Raw genomic sequence first — 16,742 nt, 5'->3', positions numbered from 1 at the left:
GGTCTTAATATTTTCTTAATATTCGATTAATAGTTTTTATTTATACACGAAGTACTCAAATTTTAACAAGTTACTTGTTTGTAAACTGACTATTAACGAGATTCATATGAAAGATAAAGAACAGAGAACCAAATTATTAAAAAAATGTATTGAGATTAAAGATTCAATTAATCAAAAAATTCCTTTGGCAGCGAATCGATATGAAGAGTTTGAACAGATTGAGCGCAGCAAAATAAAAGCGTATGAACAGGCCAGAAGGGCAAATACCCCGGAAGAGGAGCAATTGGAATCTTGTATATACGAAATGGAATATCTTGATGCTCATGATAAGAAGTATGAAGAGTATGAAAACTATGTAAAACAAAAGCAAATCGAGTACTATATTTTTGAGTTCATTAACGAGAGTTTCAAGGAATTTTGTCTCGATAAGCAGGTAAAATCGCCGCACAATCTAAACAATAATCAGAAGCAAAGTTTCAAGCAAATTATCTTCAAACAATCTTCGATTTTATGTGAAAAAATTGCAAGAGCCCAAAAACTGCTGGGAAGAGGAAGCAGCGTCATTAACGTCACTGAAATGGATGGATATCTTGAAAAACATGCCGATCAGTTCATCCACATTTTGTGCCAGGGAGAGGAATTAACGATTACCGATAAAGAATTAGCTTATCGGTTTAAAAAAAACCTTGAATTGGTTGAACATCGAGATTCCTTTCAAAAGCAATTTAAGCGAGAAAATGCTCTGCTTTTTCAAAGAGGGGGTGATAAAAAGGTTATAGAAACAATCCAAAAATCAAATATATTTGCAAAAGCAGAATATTTTGATAAACCGGAAATCAGTACGGGTTTTTGTGATGAACATACCGTCATTGCTCTTAAAAGATTATATGATGAATATTTAATTGATAGTAATACCATCGTTGAGAAAATTAGTATTGAGTACTTTGATGATAATGGTAATCCGGCAGATGGCCACACGTTTTTGGTCATTGGCCGTAATCCCGATAGCCCTCTCAATGACATCAGTCAATGGGGGGGGATCCTTTTAGACCCATGGAATGGGATAGCCTGTTTTACAGAGGATTATCATTCCTTACCTTATTTTTATATTTCTTACCCGGAAGGGGCAACCTGGGAATCCATCCAATTTACGGATGCTGATTATGATCTACGTACTAAGATGCGAGACGCGAACAAATATTATCAGATGACAGGGAACGGCGACATAGAAAAACGAAGACAAATGCTTATGGAAGAACATCAGTTGCATTCGTTGGATGAAGCAGGATTCGAAGATACGAAAGCCTTCCTTACTGAATTGGTTAATCAATTACGTCCCGATAATTTCAAAGAACCCATTGAAATTTTTATTACAACTACGGGCGATAAATTAGTTAATTCGCTGGCCGGATTCACTAAACCCGCGATTGTCATTCACAGCGATTTTCTTAAGCAAATGCGAGATGGTGTTTATACGGTTGAAGAGTTAGAGTTCGCTTTAGCCAATGAGTTACTTTACATGAAACACGAAGGTGTTGGAATTTATTATGAGATTTCAGCCAGTGAGCAATTCAAACTCGATAAATTAACGATTGAACAATGCCATAATATACCAGCAGGTATTAGTTACTTAAGAAAAAGCATCAACTTTCAAGAGCAACATAAATGGGATGTTAGTCATGTCAATCGCTCTTATTTGGTTCGTGATTATCGACAAGGGGCCTTGGCCGATTACCATCAACGTATAAAAAATTTGTTAACCTGGTTGGCCATCAAAGAAAATGAACGCGATGAAAAACAACAAACGTCTTTACCAAATACCATTTTAAAAGCTGTTGCTCCGATTAGCCGAGAAATTTTCTTTAAAAAAGAATGTGATGCGTGTGAGAATACCGTAGCAAAACTCAAATTTTTAGAGTCAAAATTAGCAGAGCTAACGGTTGAATTATTACCTTATGAAGTAACCTATAGTATTGGAATTAAGGTCAGGGATTTCTGTCGGATTTTGTATGCGATGGATATTAACTTGAACGATGAGGAAGTGAAAAAAGCAGCGGAAGAATTGATTGAACGAGCTTTTGAGTTGCGAATCCCAGCCTTTGAACGTGTTTATCTGGCTCTTATTCATCAACCTTTCACGAGTCAAAATTATTTAGATGATAACGTCCGGGTACCCTCACTTGGAGTTTTCAAGGTCATAAACAATGCATTTGATGCGTTCGTTAAAGCAAAAAACTTTGAGGAAGCGAAAGAGGCAGCGGAGGCACTAAAGGGGTTGCAAGAAAAATACATAGGTCATCTTGACTATTCGCATGGTCGGGCAAGAGTCCATACCTATCAATTTGAGAAAGTGCATCAGCGCATGCCTGTCGGAAACGAGCGATTTTTTGGTTCAATTATTGGTGAACACATTGAGTGGAATACTTTTGTACCGCAGGATAATGTGACTGAGGTGCCCTGGTCGAGTCATCTTGAATGGGCACAAAAAGATGAGAGCTCAATTATTGCTGAGACATTATGGCGCCTTGGCGTGACTCGCGATCAAAACTTATGGCTTTTATTTCCTGAAAAAAGACTATTGTCTTTCGCCCTTAATTATCGTGAATACAAACCGATTACTCAATTGCCTCAACAGTTTGCCGCATATGGCAGTAATAATTACTCTGAAGTTATATTGACATTTTTATCTGAGAATGTGCTTCAGAAATTTAACGTCAACTGCGAGATGTTTTTTAGTGAGGACTCTTTTGAAAATAAATTCAAGCAGTATTATGATTTGAATTGGCCTGTATTAGTCAAACCTTCAGAATATGAGACTCGCAATATTGACAACCTGGCCATTCAATTTTTGCTTGCTGAATTTACCAATATAGCCATGAATGGGACTCCAGAAGAGAAAGCCGTTGTGAAAAGCTTTTTCCTGGGACGAGAAGATAAACGAGATCTGGAGCACTTGCAACAGGTTTCTAATGAAATGAAATCGACATTACATTATAACACTCCCTATGTTCAATTTTTTATTAATCAGCAGTTTCAGGACAAAAAATTTGATTTATTTACCACGGAAGAACAACTGAAATTACTTGATACTATCTCAATGTATTTTCATGAAATTCCGCCGCAGGCATTTATTCAGATTTTTCGCTTGCCTTTTGAATCACTCAGTCTTGATTGTTTGGAACAGTTACTCCCTTTAACTATTAAAATAGATGATGATTGGGGGCGGAGATATTCTATTGCACCTGGCTTTTTTAAGGAACATATCAAACAATATGGAAATTATAAGGTATTAACCCAAGAGACAATAGCCTTACTGAAACTTGCCATTCAGTTTGTGCACAATCCTGTTGATCGTGCTGACATATTTAAATCATTCCTCTGGTATTTACCTCAAGACGTTAATGGAACAAATCATTTAACACCGAATGATTTAATCCTTATCTATCGTGTGTTTGATTCACAACTGATATTTCCTTCTACCGAAGTGCAAGAGCATTTTGCTCAACTGGTTATCGAACGGATAAAAGGGATTTCAGACCGCGATGAGCGTATCCAAGCATTGGAAGAGCTTCTCTTCGTAGAGAATGCGATCAGTCTCCCGATTAGCTATATTTCTCTGCGTAATGAAGCCATTGAGCAGTTAGTCAAAGACCTAAGAGAAAAATATGGTCAGGATGACCAATCTCAGGAATATAAAGAAAAGATGATTGCCGTGATTAATCGTCTGTATAAAAATATGTCACAACGAGATGTCACATTAATGCTTTCGCGATTGGCCAATGCAATCGAATCTCAGTGGGAAGTAACTGAACATTTAGGCATTTTGTTAGAGCCTGATAAATATTTACCGACTCATCAACAGGAAAAGATCGATTTTTCTATTAGTAGCCTGGCCGCAGCTTCACGGAAACTAAGTGAAGACAAGAACGACATAAAGGAATTTCTGGAATTTATTTCTTCTCCTATCAGTCGTCAAACCACAGATAAATTTTCCAGTTATTTATTAAGCCATAATAAAATAAACCAGCTGGCAAAACTGTTAGGCTACAGTGAGAATTTGGCAGAAATTGAAAAAGAAAAGCCAGGAACTATTGCGTTAATGTTAAGAACTTTTTACGCGCAGTTCTGGGATGTGAGCCTGGAAGAGCGAGCGGTTATTGTGGATCACTTGCTTATTCCTGCCAATAAAGTAAAAACCGCTGATGAGATGGAAGATGCCTACGAAGAGGCCTTTTCCTACGTTGCTCATAAATTATTCCCGCATGCCGAAACAGATAAAGAGGAAAATTTTGCTTACGCCTTGTTGAAAGCTTATCTGGACACAGCGGATAAATACATTCGCAGCCATTTGTTAGCAGGAATGTTAGTAGCCACCAATCAGTCGAATGGGGCTGGGCAATCACCGAGTGCGGGTAAAAAATTAGCCATGTTATGTGAACACATGGGACCTGCCTATGTCAAACTGGCTCAGGCAGTGCATAGTCATCCGAATACACCTGAGCATATTCGCCGCGATCTGGATCACTTGAAGGGACGAGCGAACCCACCCCATCGTTGGCAATTGTGGCGGCTCCTGCGCGAAGTGGTTTCTCGTGACGATCGCAAAATGATTAAACGTGTCGGTGCCCTTTTAGGCTCAGCCTCTTATAACTTAGCACTGGAAGCAGAGTTAGAAAATGGACAGGACGTGGTGCTATTGATGCTGCGTGAAAATGCAGCAAAAAATGCGCAAGAAGGTTTTATGCATTTGCAAAAAACCATTGAGTCTTGTTCGCACGTCGATATGACACCCATTCGGGAGAGTATTTTATCGATTATCAGTGAAGCCAAAGAACTATCGAAAATTGAAATGGACAGGAAGTTAAGTGAACAGCAAAACCAGATTGCAGCCGAGCTATACGCCCGTTCCATCACAGTGAACGTTGATGGTAAATCACATACTTTTGCCATGAATCCGGCTCATTTGATTAAAAGTGGGGAAGGCTATCGGTTCATCGAACGTATTTATGGAACCGAATTTAATGAGCTTCCTAACCAAACTCCAGAGGACAACGAAATTCGCCGAGCCATTGCTAAAGCAATCATCACGGTGGAGCTCATTAACATTCTTCAGGGGGAGTGTTTTGATTCCGACCGCCATGGTAATCAATTGCGCCATCAGAACCATCAGCTGGGATTGTATGATTTTGGTGAAATGTCTTTGCAACCTCCCAATGAGGTGGAGTTAAAGCAATTGGCGAACGTCCTGTCCGATATCCCTCAAGCGGCTATAAAAAACAAGTTGTTTAATACCAGCTTTGATCTTCTGTTAACAAAGCATATCCGAATAGCGCTTAAAGCGGGGGAGCCGACCAGCTATTTAATGCGAGTACGTAAAGGACTTTTGGCATTACGAGATTTCCAAAAAGAATTATCGACTGAAGAACTAATGGATGTGTTAAAACAGGTTAATGCCAGTGAAGCCATCCATCACAAAGTCAAATCCCAGGTGGCAAATACCATTCGCATGGCTGAACGCATTGAGGATATTAGTCAGAGTTATCAGAGTCTTGTGAACAAGGTGGGTTTTTTCAAGAGAAAGGTTGATTCATTACTCAAAGGGCGTACTACCCATGAAGCGTCATATCAGAGTAGATCAATACCTGACCATCATCACCATCATCACCACATATTTTTCTAATGATAATTAAAAATAGAAACTCACTCTTTGAGGTGGAATGTAGAAATTCTACCTCAATAATTTAATTCTTAAGGAGAATACCGCTGTGTATGCTACTAGATCTGTACGTGAAATTTATTTAACTGCTTTATCCGATAACGATACCAGCACTGTAGAACATTGCTTAACTGTTAATAAAGTTTCCCCTAATATCCGCGATAAAGATTTGAATACAGGCTTGCATCATGCCGTTATGGTAGCAAATAAAGATTTGCTAAAATTATTATTAAAACATAATGCTGATATTAGTCTTAAAAACAGAAAGGGTTTAACCGCTATTCAGGTAGCGGCTTCGAATGAAAGTTATGAATGTTTATCCATCATTGCCGATTTTTGTTTGCTCAATAACAATCTGAAACTCGAAGCAGCTGATAAGAATTTGCTGGAAATTTTCCATTCCTCTCAAAACGAATCGGTGACAAATCCATTCATAGAGGCTGTGAAGAGAGGGGAACTTACCCAAGTAAAAAAATGCCTTGAATCAGGTTCATCCGTCGACATGATCATTGATAGTGAGTCGAGCACAGCACTGCATCAGGCAGTAAAACAACAAAATAAAGAATTAATTGCGTTATTATTACAATATGGACCTAATCTTAATCTTGCCGATAAAAAACAGAGGATACCACTTCAATTGGCAGCGGAAATAGAGGATTGGGAGTGCTATCAACTCATTGCTGATTACGGGAACAAGCGGGAAATTTCTAATAATATTAATAATAATAACATAATGGAGATAGACAAACCCAAGATCGCGAAAAAAGTATCTCCAAGAATGGCATATCAAGAAGCGGTTCAGCAGGGTAATATTGCTGAAATTACTCAACTATTAGCGGCTAAGGTATCTGTTAATACAGTCGTTGATGCTCAATTCAATACCCTCTTGCATATAGGTGTAAAAACGCAAAATTTAGAATTAATTCGGCTTTCACTGCAAAATGGAGCTGTTTCAAATCGTAAAAATAAACAAGGTAAAACTCCTTTAAAGTTGGCGTTGGAGAATGAAGCCTGGAGCTGTATTAAAACAATTGTCGAAAATGATCCTGAACATAACGAATCTCTTGATGCGGCCTTACTCGCTGCCTTACGTGCCCATAAGGTTGAGTTGGTTCAAGTTTTGATTAATGCTGGTGCCTCGTTGAAATATTTTACTACTCTTGCAGGTAAACTTTATTTTGAAAAACTGGTAGCTAACAAGCAGGATGAAATGCTCGCCGTTTTATCCACATCCCCGGCGGTTCAAGAATTAATGTACTTAGTTGCAATCAGTAATAACGACCTTTTCCTTGTTGCCGGTGCTTTGGCTCGAAAGGAGGTTTCTGTGGATGCTCTACTGGGCCCCAATAAAGAGACCGGATTACATATCGCCATTACTCATAAGAGGGCGGATATGGTTAAATTATTTTTAGATAACCATATTCAACTTAATGCACGAGACATTAATCAATTAACAGCTATTGAGTTGGGCTTGAAGTTGCAGTCCTGGGATCTAATCAAAATAATTTTGGAAAAACGGCCACCTGATAAAAGTAATATGGCTCAATATCAATTAGTTCTTATGCACGCTTTAAAAGCGAATCAGCCAGACATACTGAAGATCTTACTAAGACAAGGTATGCAAGTACTTCCCGGTTATTTTAATACTGATGAAGGCGTGCAAGATTACCACCGAATGGTTACTAATCAATGGAATGATATGATTTATGTTTTATTATCAGGAAGTAACGAATTTCGAATGAAATTTGGTGTTTTACCTAATCAAGTAAAAGACTATTTTGAAGAAATTATTATGGGTGAAGAGTTAACAAATCCCGTTATCACCAAGCAAGGGACAACCTATAACGCACAAGATATCAAAAAGCTGGTTCATGATCCAATTACCAGAGCACCATTGCAACAGAGTGAATTAGTTCCAAATCTCATCGTCTATGATTTGTTGGCTTATTATAAACATCCTCATGTTAATCTTATGGATGTCCCCCCTTGTTTAATATGCCCCGAGACCAACGAGGTCTATAAAGAACCAGTTGTTACTGGTGATGGAGTCACGTACGAAAAAGCATGGATTACTGATTATTTGCAAAAAAACAATAACCAAACTCCTTGTGGTCACCAACAGCTGAACAGGCCTTTATACAAAAATCGCCTAGTTAAAATGTTAGTTGAAGAAAAGTACTCCCTTGAGAAAATGATGGAAGAAAAAAATAGGGAAAATTACAAAAAAGCATTTGCAGAGAGAAATTTAAAATCAGTGGAAGAATTTTTAAAGGCAAAAGTTTCTCCAAATACTCCTCTTGATGCCAATGGGAATACCGGATTGCATAAAGCGGTGGAAGAGGGGAGTATTGAGTTTATCAAACTACTGCTCGATCATGGAGCCAGTTTGACGATGTTGAATAAATCGGGTTTGTCACCCATGAAACTGGCAGTTACTCGTAAAGCCTGGAACTGCATTGGGGCAATTGCAGTCCTTCATCCCAATGATAAATCCATGCTTTCTCAATATGATATTCCTTTGATCCATGCATTACAGGCAGATCAAATCGAAGTAGCCCGAGCTCTGTTAAAAGCTGGCGCGCCGATGTCCTATTTTACCCTTGAAGAGGGTGAGGAATATTTCAAAAAACTAATTGAGACCCAACAAAAAGAAATTCTTACTTTATTAATCACAGAAGGACGACCGGAAGTTATCAATCCTTTGCTATTTAAATTTGGTAAATTGCCTTATGAAGTAGAAGAGCTGTTTGAAGATTCAGTATCATTCACTCCCATTGAAGAGCCCGTTATTGTTCCTACGGGTATTACTTACGACATACAAACAGCGACTCACTTAAAAATGGACCCTTTATCACGAAAGCCATTAACAAAGGAAGATTTAATTCCCAATTTATTGGTGAAGGATTTATTAACGCATTACAAACGTCCTGGGGTAAATGTTGCTCAACTACCCCCATGTTTGATTTGTAAAGAAACTAATGAAATATATAGAAACCCTGTTGTTGCGATGGATGGTAAATCATATGAAGAGGCATGGATTACACAATATTTAGCCGATCATAATGGAATGACACCACCAGCAGATGGGGCGCCTAAGGGTTTTAAACAAACAAAGAATCTTTACTCCAATATTTTAGTCAAGAAGGTGATTGAAGAGAATTATAAAAATGATCTTCAAAAACCATCAGCAAAAAAGATGAGTTTCTCAGGGGAGCCTAACCTGGGGTTATTTGGTAATAGAGAAGCAAAAAAAGAGCCACCCCAATTAGATAATTATATGGAATATAATTATGGATAATTAATGAATCTATTCGATGGTTTTTAGGGAAGAATTTTAGTCATGACGCCAGAAGGGCGCAGGACAAAATGCGTGTGAATTTCAGGGGCATAGATGTCCCGGAATTTATAACGATGCAGTGCTACACTTCAAAAATAATGTTTTTGCAAAAATGTTCCGTTAGAATAGCCATTTCGCATTGAAGCAACATGATGCGTTTTTGTATTTTATTATTGGAACCTTTATGCCAACTTTATACGATATCATAGCAATGAAAAGGAACATGGATATAAATGCCAGTAAGTTTTACCGTGAAATCGAAACTTGGTATAGACAAGATGAAAATGGCTATATAGTTCATGAACCTATGAATATTCCAGCAAAAAATGTTGGTAGTTCAGCAAAGCCCTTACAGCACTTTTCCTATTTGCTTGCACGTGGCTATTTTGGCTTTCTTTCAGCTGATTTATCTAAAGATGATATTAAAGAAGGCCAAGAATTTTTCTCGCATCATTTTGTAAGTGATAAAAAACTTAAGGAATTACCCGCCAAGGTGTCATTCTACCCTGTTGTAGAAAGGTTTTTCCCTAATTTAAATAATTTTATTAGAGATATGGAACAATTATGCTCTATGAGTGATAAATACGCTCCTAATGATACAAACGATATCGAAGATCTTAAATTATTGATGCAGGATTATATGGACACTTTGTTGGCAAACTATGGATACACTCCTACTGTTATCAAAACAGCTTGTCAAAGAGTCATGGCGGATATGCCTGTGTCAACTGAAAAGCCTACAATTTCTTTAAAGTCTGTCTGGAGTATGGAAAAAGATTTTTACCGACTTCAATCCAGATCTTTTAGTTATTCAATTTCAGATAAAGACAATTCAGTATCTGTAAAACAAAATGATTCTGAAGAGAAGCAAGTAAATAAACTATCAAAATTTTTATCTACTCATTTGTGGCATGCAGAATGGCTCAAACTTTTTAAAGATATTTTTATAGATTACACCATTCAAAATAAGCAGGATACAAAATGGCATCCAGATAGTTTTTGGTCCTCTGAGCTGACAGCTCCTCAAACAGAATTTGTTGCAGACATTGAGAACTCCCCTAAGATATGAGCCTAAATCAATAGCATGCATAGCCCTGTATGAGGGCTTTAACCATAACTCATATTACCAGTAGAGGTTGGGAGTGAGTAGAATAGCCAGTTCACTTATTTGAATTTTATCCTAAATTTACCTGGATTTTCCATAGTAAAAGTGAGCAGCTATCAACCATTATTATTAGATGTAAGATAATTTTTTCCCAAAAAAAGGACGATACCTCATGTCATTTTGACCCAACCATTTTAAAGTTATTGTCCGGAAAATCAAAAAGCTGTATAAGGATAAACTCCTAAAATCATGGAATATCGAAGTAATAATGCCAGGATTTCAATATAGTGAGTGACTTGAGATTGATTTTGTGGGTCAACCTAGCTTGCTATAAAGGTGGTTTAAAGGTGTTATTTTCCATTTCATTGATATCATCCAAAAATTTACCAATGTTTCCATCTCCATCTTTTTTGTATTGTACTTGATTCATAGACTGGATTATTTTTTTTAATTTTTCGCCTTCTTCTCCAGAGAGATAGTATCCTACCTTATCCATCAATATAACACTTAAATCATAAATATCTGTTCTTTTAGCTTTATCTTGATCATATTCAAAACCAAGATTTTCAAAATCAACTATTGTTGCTTGCTTTGTATTAAGATCATAAAAAATATTATTCAGTTGCGACAAATCACTATGTGATTTGCCGCTTATTTTGTGCACATTATATAATTCTTGAGTACATGCTTTAACAAAAGCTAATAGTTCAGGGAAAGGAGTACCACGTTGAAAATATATTTTATCAAGCGTTGTGCCGAGTGCTTTATTAGTAAAGAATCCATATTTTCCGCTAAGATAAGCTTTTTTTCCAACTTCTCGCGTATTCTCAACCTCATCCTCGGTACCTTCATTTTTATATCTTCTTTCTTTTAATACTTTAGGGTGTTTTATTTCTTGTTTTTCTTTGATGATCAACTCATCATTATCAGTCAGGCGATAAGTTCGTTCAGTGTCATAAACAATTCCAGTTCCTCCTTCATCGGATAAACGATCTCCCCTTATCCGCCATTTTTTTTGATCCTTTTTTATTGGGTGTTCTTCTGGATCAAGTTGTGCGCTTACCTCTACGTAAACGTTTTGGGAATTGTAATTAATCGGATATATCTTCCCTGGTTTAATGCTTTTAATTTCCCCATCATTTATTCCATATTCTTTTAAAAGCGCTTTAAGGAGATCATACGCTTCACCAGATGAGGTCACTTGTTTAACATCAAGGGTAATAACTTCTAATTCCTGATCTTCTACTGTTACATTACGCTTCGACATAGCCATTATTTTATTCCTCATTATCCATAGAGAACTTAAAATTTAGCCTTCTTCTTAAGTGTAGCTTAAAAATGAGTCCAAGCGAGTCGCTAACTGCTATGTGTTTTGTCGAGTTAGCAAGTAGGTTGGATCATTTTGACCCAACAATTATTGTCTAAAAAAATAAAAATGCTATTTAAGGATAAACTCCTAAAATCATAGAATAGAGAAGGTCATATGACGGTAAAGAAAAACGTGATGCCCCGTAATAAATCAACCTTGATTACGCTTCGCTGCATCAAGGGCTATGCTGGTTACATGATAAACTTTCTCCTGCAATCTTGGTGCATTACCATTATCCTTTACTGGTCAAAATTAACACTGATGATGCGGCAATGTTAGCTGGCTTAGTAGTAGTTGTTTGTTTTTCAGTTTCTTTACTGAACATGCCGACTTGGGCAATTAAACCCTTTTCAAGGGGTAATTCTGGTTTAGCAAGTTGCTCTGTACTAATTTTTGGAACAGCAAACGTATCATCTTTGCTCGCGGGGGTAGGGCCAACTCCATGAGATTTACGCTGTTCTTTTTCATCATTAGGCAGAGCAAAGTACTCTCTCATCTCATCTTGCCATTCTTCTTTAAATGAGCCATCTTGCAGAAATTCTTCGCCGTATTTCTCTATGAGCGTATAAAATGCACACCAATCTTTTCTTCTGCCACCCTGACGATTGATTCGATCATGTAAGCTAATGAAGGCCTCTTTCGGTGGCAAGACAGGAACTCCCTCTTTTTCTATAGCAACTATATGGCTAGCACCAAAATCGTCTTTATTGACGAGCTGAACTGTTAAATCTGGGTTTTCTTTAGTTGTATCCACAATAGTACAATCATAAACTAATATATTACCACGAGTAACTATTCTATAAGGTGACCCCGTGTTTTTCAGTTGCTCTCCTAAATAACGGACTAACTGATGAGCTAGTTTCACATTCGATACAAGGATATCTACATCACCAGGGTTATCTTTTTTCTGAAAATCGACTCCGTGGAGCAAAAGTCCCATGCTTCCTTGAACAATAGGTTTAATTTGGAACTGTTTTTGCGCATCTTTGTCGTAAGTCGAAAAAGTAGAGGTCACCAAAGTAGTCATTTTTTTTAGATATTCTGTTGAATGCGGGGTAGTAATTACAGGAGAATGATTATTTTCCTCACTTGCTAATTTAGCGTTTGACCTTTGTGCTAGAATATTTCTCTTCGCTCGACTATGTTTATCAAATTTTAAATGCATTTTTATACCTGTCACATTTGTTTATTTGTATATAATAAGATCTTAATGTTAACGAATTCTTAAATAAGATAAATATTTGATCGTTTTCGTGGAATGTCATTATTTATTGAGAAACAATGGTTGATGTGCCAGTAGGACTTTTGGATTCTGTGGAAGGGAGGTTACATAGAGATCGAAAGCGGAGCGTAGCCTATAAGTTGGAATTGATTGTTAATACAAATAACTGTACTATTATTGACACATTTATGCTGTGGAGGTGCTCAATGTTCAAAGGTGTGGAAAATAAAGTGGTATCAGGAAATAGGTATCATTTAAACGCCGCCGATGAACTACTGTTGGAGCAAGTTAAAAACAATACGTTCGATGAAGAAGCATTTTTTAGACGAATGAGAGTATCATGCAATCTTAATTTAATTATTAAACTGGCCAATATAAACCCAATCTTTAAATCACTCTGCAAAAGGGACATCTACAATTCTTTATGGGAGCAACAATATTGTTTATATGGACTTTATTTATCTGCTTCAGAAACTACCCAGATTGTTTTTTTGCCTCATAAAAATGTAGATATGTTCGATTTATTACAAGGAGCTTATTTTTTTCAGAAAGCACTGCGAGCGAAAAAACAACAAGACCATTTTTCCTTAGAGGAAATTTTCTGGTTAAAAAAAGCAATTACCTTTAATTCGGTACACGCAGTTCAGCGATATAATCAATATATCTACTCCAAGATTGAGCGATCTAAGCTCGATAGCGAGCATTCTGACAAACTATTAAAAGAAGCTATAGGAAATTGTAAAAAATTACTTGAGCTTTATGGAAGCTATGCCTATATGATGTTGGCAGAAGCGTATTTTCATTATGCCAATTGGGCTATTCGAGAAGATAATCTAAGTGGAACAACCGCTTCTATCAAAGCTGCAATAAGATCGTGTGATTTAGCTCGAACTTATTTAGACGAAAGTCAAAGCTCTATCCATAATGCAAGTCTTGGTAAAGGATTAGAAGCGAGTAATTCATTTGAAATTAGTGAGCCGTTACAAGCAAAAACCCTTCTAGAGAATTGGCTTAATGAACAGATTTCAAGCCAGAGACCTATGAAACTAGCATAACTATGTGATGGCCTCCTGAAAGATAATAAGCGTAGATCGAGTCTTGGTCAGTAAATTGCAGATGATAAATCGTATTGGGACTTATTCAATTAATTCTTTTCACATACTGTATATTATTCCTGTACATTATTCTAAATCATTCACCCATCTCCCAGTGGTTTTTTATACATTTAATTTACATCCCATTCTAGAAGTTGTGTCTTTATTACCTAATGATATTAGAGAGCTATAAAGAACACTAAAAAGAATTTTCATCCGTCTACCATCAACCTGGAAACATTAAAAAATTGGGAGCAGAAGAAACGAGTACCTGAATTAACCAGCATTACTTTTCTAATTTGCATTGAGAAAATTCCCTACTATCATTAAGAATTTGTTGAATGATTAATGAATACATAATAATAAAAAATATAATCATGTGCGCACGAACCACCAGCATACTAAATGAATAGCAAGCGTAGCCCGTATTAGACGAAGTCGTAATACGGGCATAGTCTCATCCTCATCCCAATTTTATTAAAAGTCAAAGAATAAAATCTAACTGGTAAAACATAGTTACGTACCAAAATCAGAGAGAAAAACCCGTATTATGACTACGTCTAATACGGGCTACGCATTGCTAATGCAATGATAGTTGCCGATAGATTCCATATGATCCGTTAATTGCAACATCAATCTATGATGACTTACCGAGAACTCTCCAGTGAAATAAAAAGCAATAAATGGGAAAGAGCACTAATTTAGAGCCTGTATTTCTACCATAGAAGTACTTGTGATTCCCAAATGACTTGCAGCTGCATAAGAAAGATCTATAATTCGCGTACTATAAAAGGGACCACGATCATTAATTCGAACCACCACTGTTCGTCCATTTTTTAGATTCTTAACCCGTAGTCGGGTATTAAATGGAAGCGTACGATGCGCAGCCGTCATAGAATGCATATTGTACCGCTCTCCGTTAGATGTCTTACGATTATGGAAGCGTTTACTATAAAAAGAAGCCAGTCCTCGTGCTTTATATCCTTTTGCAGATTTAAGAGGCGTATATACTTTCCCCTTAACTTTGTAAGAAGCCATATCAGGCTTTATTTTCATACAAGCGCTTAAACTAAATAATAAAGCTGTAATGATAAAATATTGTATGGTTTTAATGGTCAATCTCATACTTACTCCTTAACTACCCAATGAGCATGAAACATAGCATATTGATTAAAGTCTGGCGACATTAGATCCAGATTAAAATTTAATATTAGGTATTGGATAATTGATAAGATAAAAGTTTTTTATTCGCTCACTGTTGTTAATAATAAATCGTCTATGGACACTACAAGATCTTAATTAACAAGCGTTACAGCGTAGCCCGTATTAGACGAAGTCCGTAATACGTGCTTTTCTTTTTATCTATCCAATAAAATTATTTACGGGAAATTGTTTTCTTTGCTAATAGCGATGTTTGATAGATGCTTAGTACTATGCAAAAGATCAAGGTGATTACTACAATACCCAAAGCAATGAAGATAGGGATTTTAAACCAGGGTGCAATGAGCATTTTGAAGCCCACAAAGATCAAAATAAATGCAAGCCCATATTTTAGGAGATGAAAGCGGCTGTGCATATTTACCAATAAAAAATATAAGGCACGTAATCCAAGTATTGCGAAAATATTAGAGGTAAAAATAATAAAGGGATCATTCGTTACTGCAAAAATAGCAGGAATGCTATCTACTGCAAAAATCAGATCGCTGACTTCAACAAGAATTAATACAAGAAAAAGGGGTGTAACATATCGTAATTGGTTTTGGACGATAAAAAATCGTTCGCCCTGTAGTTCATTAGTAATTCGCAGATGCTGGCGCATCCAGTGAAGAATAGGATTTTTTGCCAGATCGGGTTCGTGTTCAGCGAATAAAACCATTCTAATGCCTGTAATTATCATCAAAAAGCCAAAGAGATAGAGTACCCAGTGAAATTGGTTCACTATCCATATGCCCAGTAAAATAAGGATTAAGCGCATGACGATGGCACCTAGTACCCCATAGATTAGGACTCGACGCTGATATTCTGCGGGGATGGAAAAATAACTAAAAATCATGAGAATAACGAACACATTGTCGATAGATAAAGATTTCTCGATGAGATATCCTGTGAGAAATTCCAGTGCTTTTTCATTAGCTATTTGGGTGCTGGAATTATGAATAAGATACCACCATAAAAGCAGGTTAAAAATGAGGGCTAATGTGAACCATACTATTGTCCAGGACAGTGCTTCCTTCGTAGAAACACGATGTGCTTTTCGCCCGCCCAATAAAAACAGATCAATAGCAAGCATCATGACCACAAAGGCCAAAAAACCTAACCACATCCACCACTCACTGACTGTAGTCATCTGATTATTCTCTAACACGTAGTTAAATTAATCGGGTGTTTGTTCATTTTGCCAATTAACGATTCTTCATAAGAAGTTTTGTATTCACTCAGTGTGTCAGGAAAAGGAGGGCACGTAATTAAGATACCCAGTTGTGCTTCGTTTTTAGAGGCTAATTTTAGTGCCAACTTTAAAGCTTCTGTTTCATCCTTCACTCCATGGCTTACAAATAAGATACTATGAAATCGTTGCATTAGTTATTCCTCCTTGAAAAGAGTTTGTTTGAAAAGCAATGGTTCTGCATAGTGTTTGAACCATTGCTTTTGAGCCTCTTACATGTACTGGCCGCCATTCACATCTAGATTAGCCCCGATGATAAAACCTGAAGCAGGGGATGCTAAAAAGACAACGGCTTTTGCAACATCTTGTGGGAGGCCTAAACGCCCAATTGGTATTGTTGAAATTATAGTATTTAATACGCTTTCTCGCATGGGGCTTAGTATTACTCATCATTAATGAGCGAATTTAAAACATTTATCTTTTACGAAGATGGATCCATTTTAAAAAATAGCT

The 16,742-nt window shown here is 36.8% G+C and carries 8 protein-coding genes and 2 pseudogenes; 4 read left to right on the top strand and 6 right to left on the bottom strand.

What is annotated here, in order from left to right; all coding sequences use genetic code 11:
- Positions 1-106 precede the first annotated feature (106 nt).
- From FOLKNPGA_RS12230 to FOLKNPGA_RS12220, 3 genes are all read left to right on the top strand, one after another.
- Entirely contained in the window at positions 107-5,680 is a 5,574-nt protein-coding gene (locus FOLKNPGA_RS12230; protein ID WP_182350165.1) for an ABC transporter, read from the top strand.
- Between the two features lie 85 nt (positions 5,681-5,765).
- Positions 5,766-9,014: an ankyrin repeat domain-containing protein gene (locus tag FOLKNPGA_RS12225; protein ID WP_182350164.1), complete on the top strand. Its 3,249-nt coding sequence runs from the start codon at positions 5,766-5,768 to the stop codon at positions 9,012-9,014.
- 223 nt (positions 9,015-9,237) lie between these two features.
- A complete protein-coding gene (locus FOLKNPGA_RS12220) occupies positions 9,238-10,122 on the top strand; it encodes a hypothetical protein (protein WP_182350163.1) in 885 nt (294 codons plus the stop codon).
- 364 nt (positions 10,123-10,486) lie between these two features.
- Here the strand turns inward: FOLKNPGA_RS12220 and FOLKNPGA_RS12215 are convergent, their stop codons facing one another.
- Both FOLKNPGA_RS12215 and FOLKNPGA_RS12210 read right to left on the bottom strand, forming a co-directional pair.
- Positions 10,487-11,431, bottom strand: coding sequence for a hypothetical protein (locus FOLKNPGA_RS12215; protein WP_182350162.1), 945 nt, complete (start codon positions 11,429-11,431; stop codon positions 10,487-10,489).
- Between the two features lie 328 nt (positions 11,432-11,759).
- Positions 11,760-12,692 (bottom strand): hypothetical protein, encoded by a 933-nt coding sequence (locus FOLKNPGA_RS12210; RefSeq protein WP_182350161.1) that lies wholly within the window; start codon positions 12,690-12,692, stop codon positions 11,760-11,762.
- 263 nt (positions 12,693-12,955) lie between these two features.
- Between FOLKNPGA_RS12210 and FOLKNPGA_RS12205 the strand changes: the two genes are divergently transcribed.
- A complete protein-coding gene (locus FOLKNPGA_RS12205; RefSeq protein WP_182350160.1) occupies positions 12,956-13,804 on the top strand; it encodes a DUF5630 domain-containing protein in 849 nt (282 codons plus the stop codon).
- Positions 13,805-14,539: 735 nt separating this feature from the next.
- Here FOLKNPGA_RS12205 and FOLKNPGA_RS12200 read toward each other — a convergent pair.
- The 4 genes and pseudogenes from FOLKNPGA_RS12200 to FOLKNPGA_RS12185 form a co-directional block, all read right to left on the bottom strand.
- On the bottom strand, positions 14,540-14,968 hold the full coding sequence (locus FOLKNPGA_RS12200; protein ID WP_182350159.1) for a septal ring lytic transglycosylase RlpA family protein: 429 nt from the start codon (positions 14,966-14,968) through the stop codon (positions 14,540-14,542).
- Between the two features lie 250 nt (positions 14,969-15,218).
- Complete coding sequence (locus tag FOLKNPGA_RS12195) at positions 15,219-16,190, bottom strand: TerC family protein (protein ID WP_182350158.1); 972 nt, start codon at positions 16,188-16,190, stop codon at positions 15,219-15,221.
- Positions 16,191-16,228: 38 nt separating this feature from the next.
- Positions 16,229-16,423 (bottom strand): annotated as a pseudogene (locus FOLKNPGA_RS12190) (universal stress protein); the annotation flags it as partial.
- A gap of 78 nt (positions 16,424-16,501) precedes the next feature.
- A pseudogene (locus tag FOLKNPGA_RS12185) lies at positions 16,502-16,672 on the bottom strand (SDR family oxidoreductase); the annotation flags it as partial.
- Positions 16,673-16,742 lie beyond the last annotated feature (70 nt).

Source organism: Legionella sp. PC1000, assembly GCF_014109805.1.
GTDB lineage: Bacteria > Pseudomonadota > Gammaproteobacteria > Legionellales > Legionellaceae > Legionella > Legionella resiliens.
The sequence above is the reverse complement of the archived record's forward strand: the minus strand, read 5'-3'. Positions and strand labels throughout refer to the sequence as shown.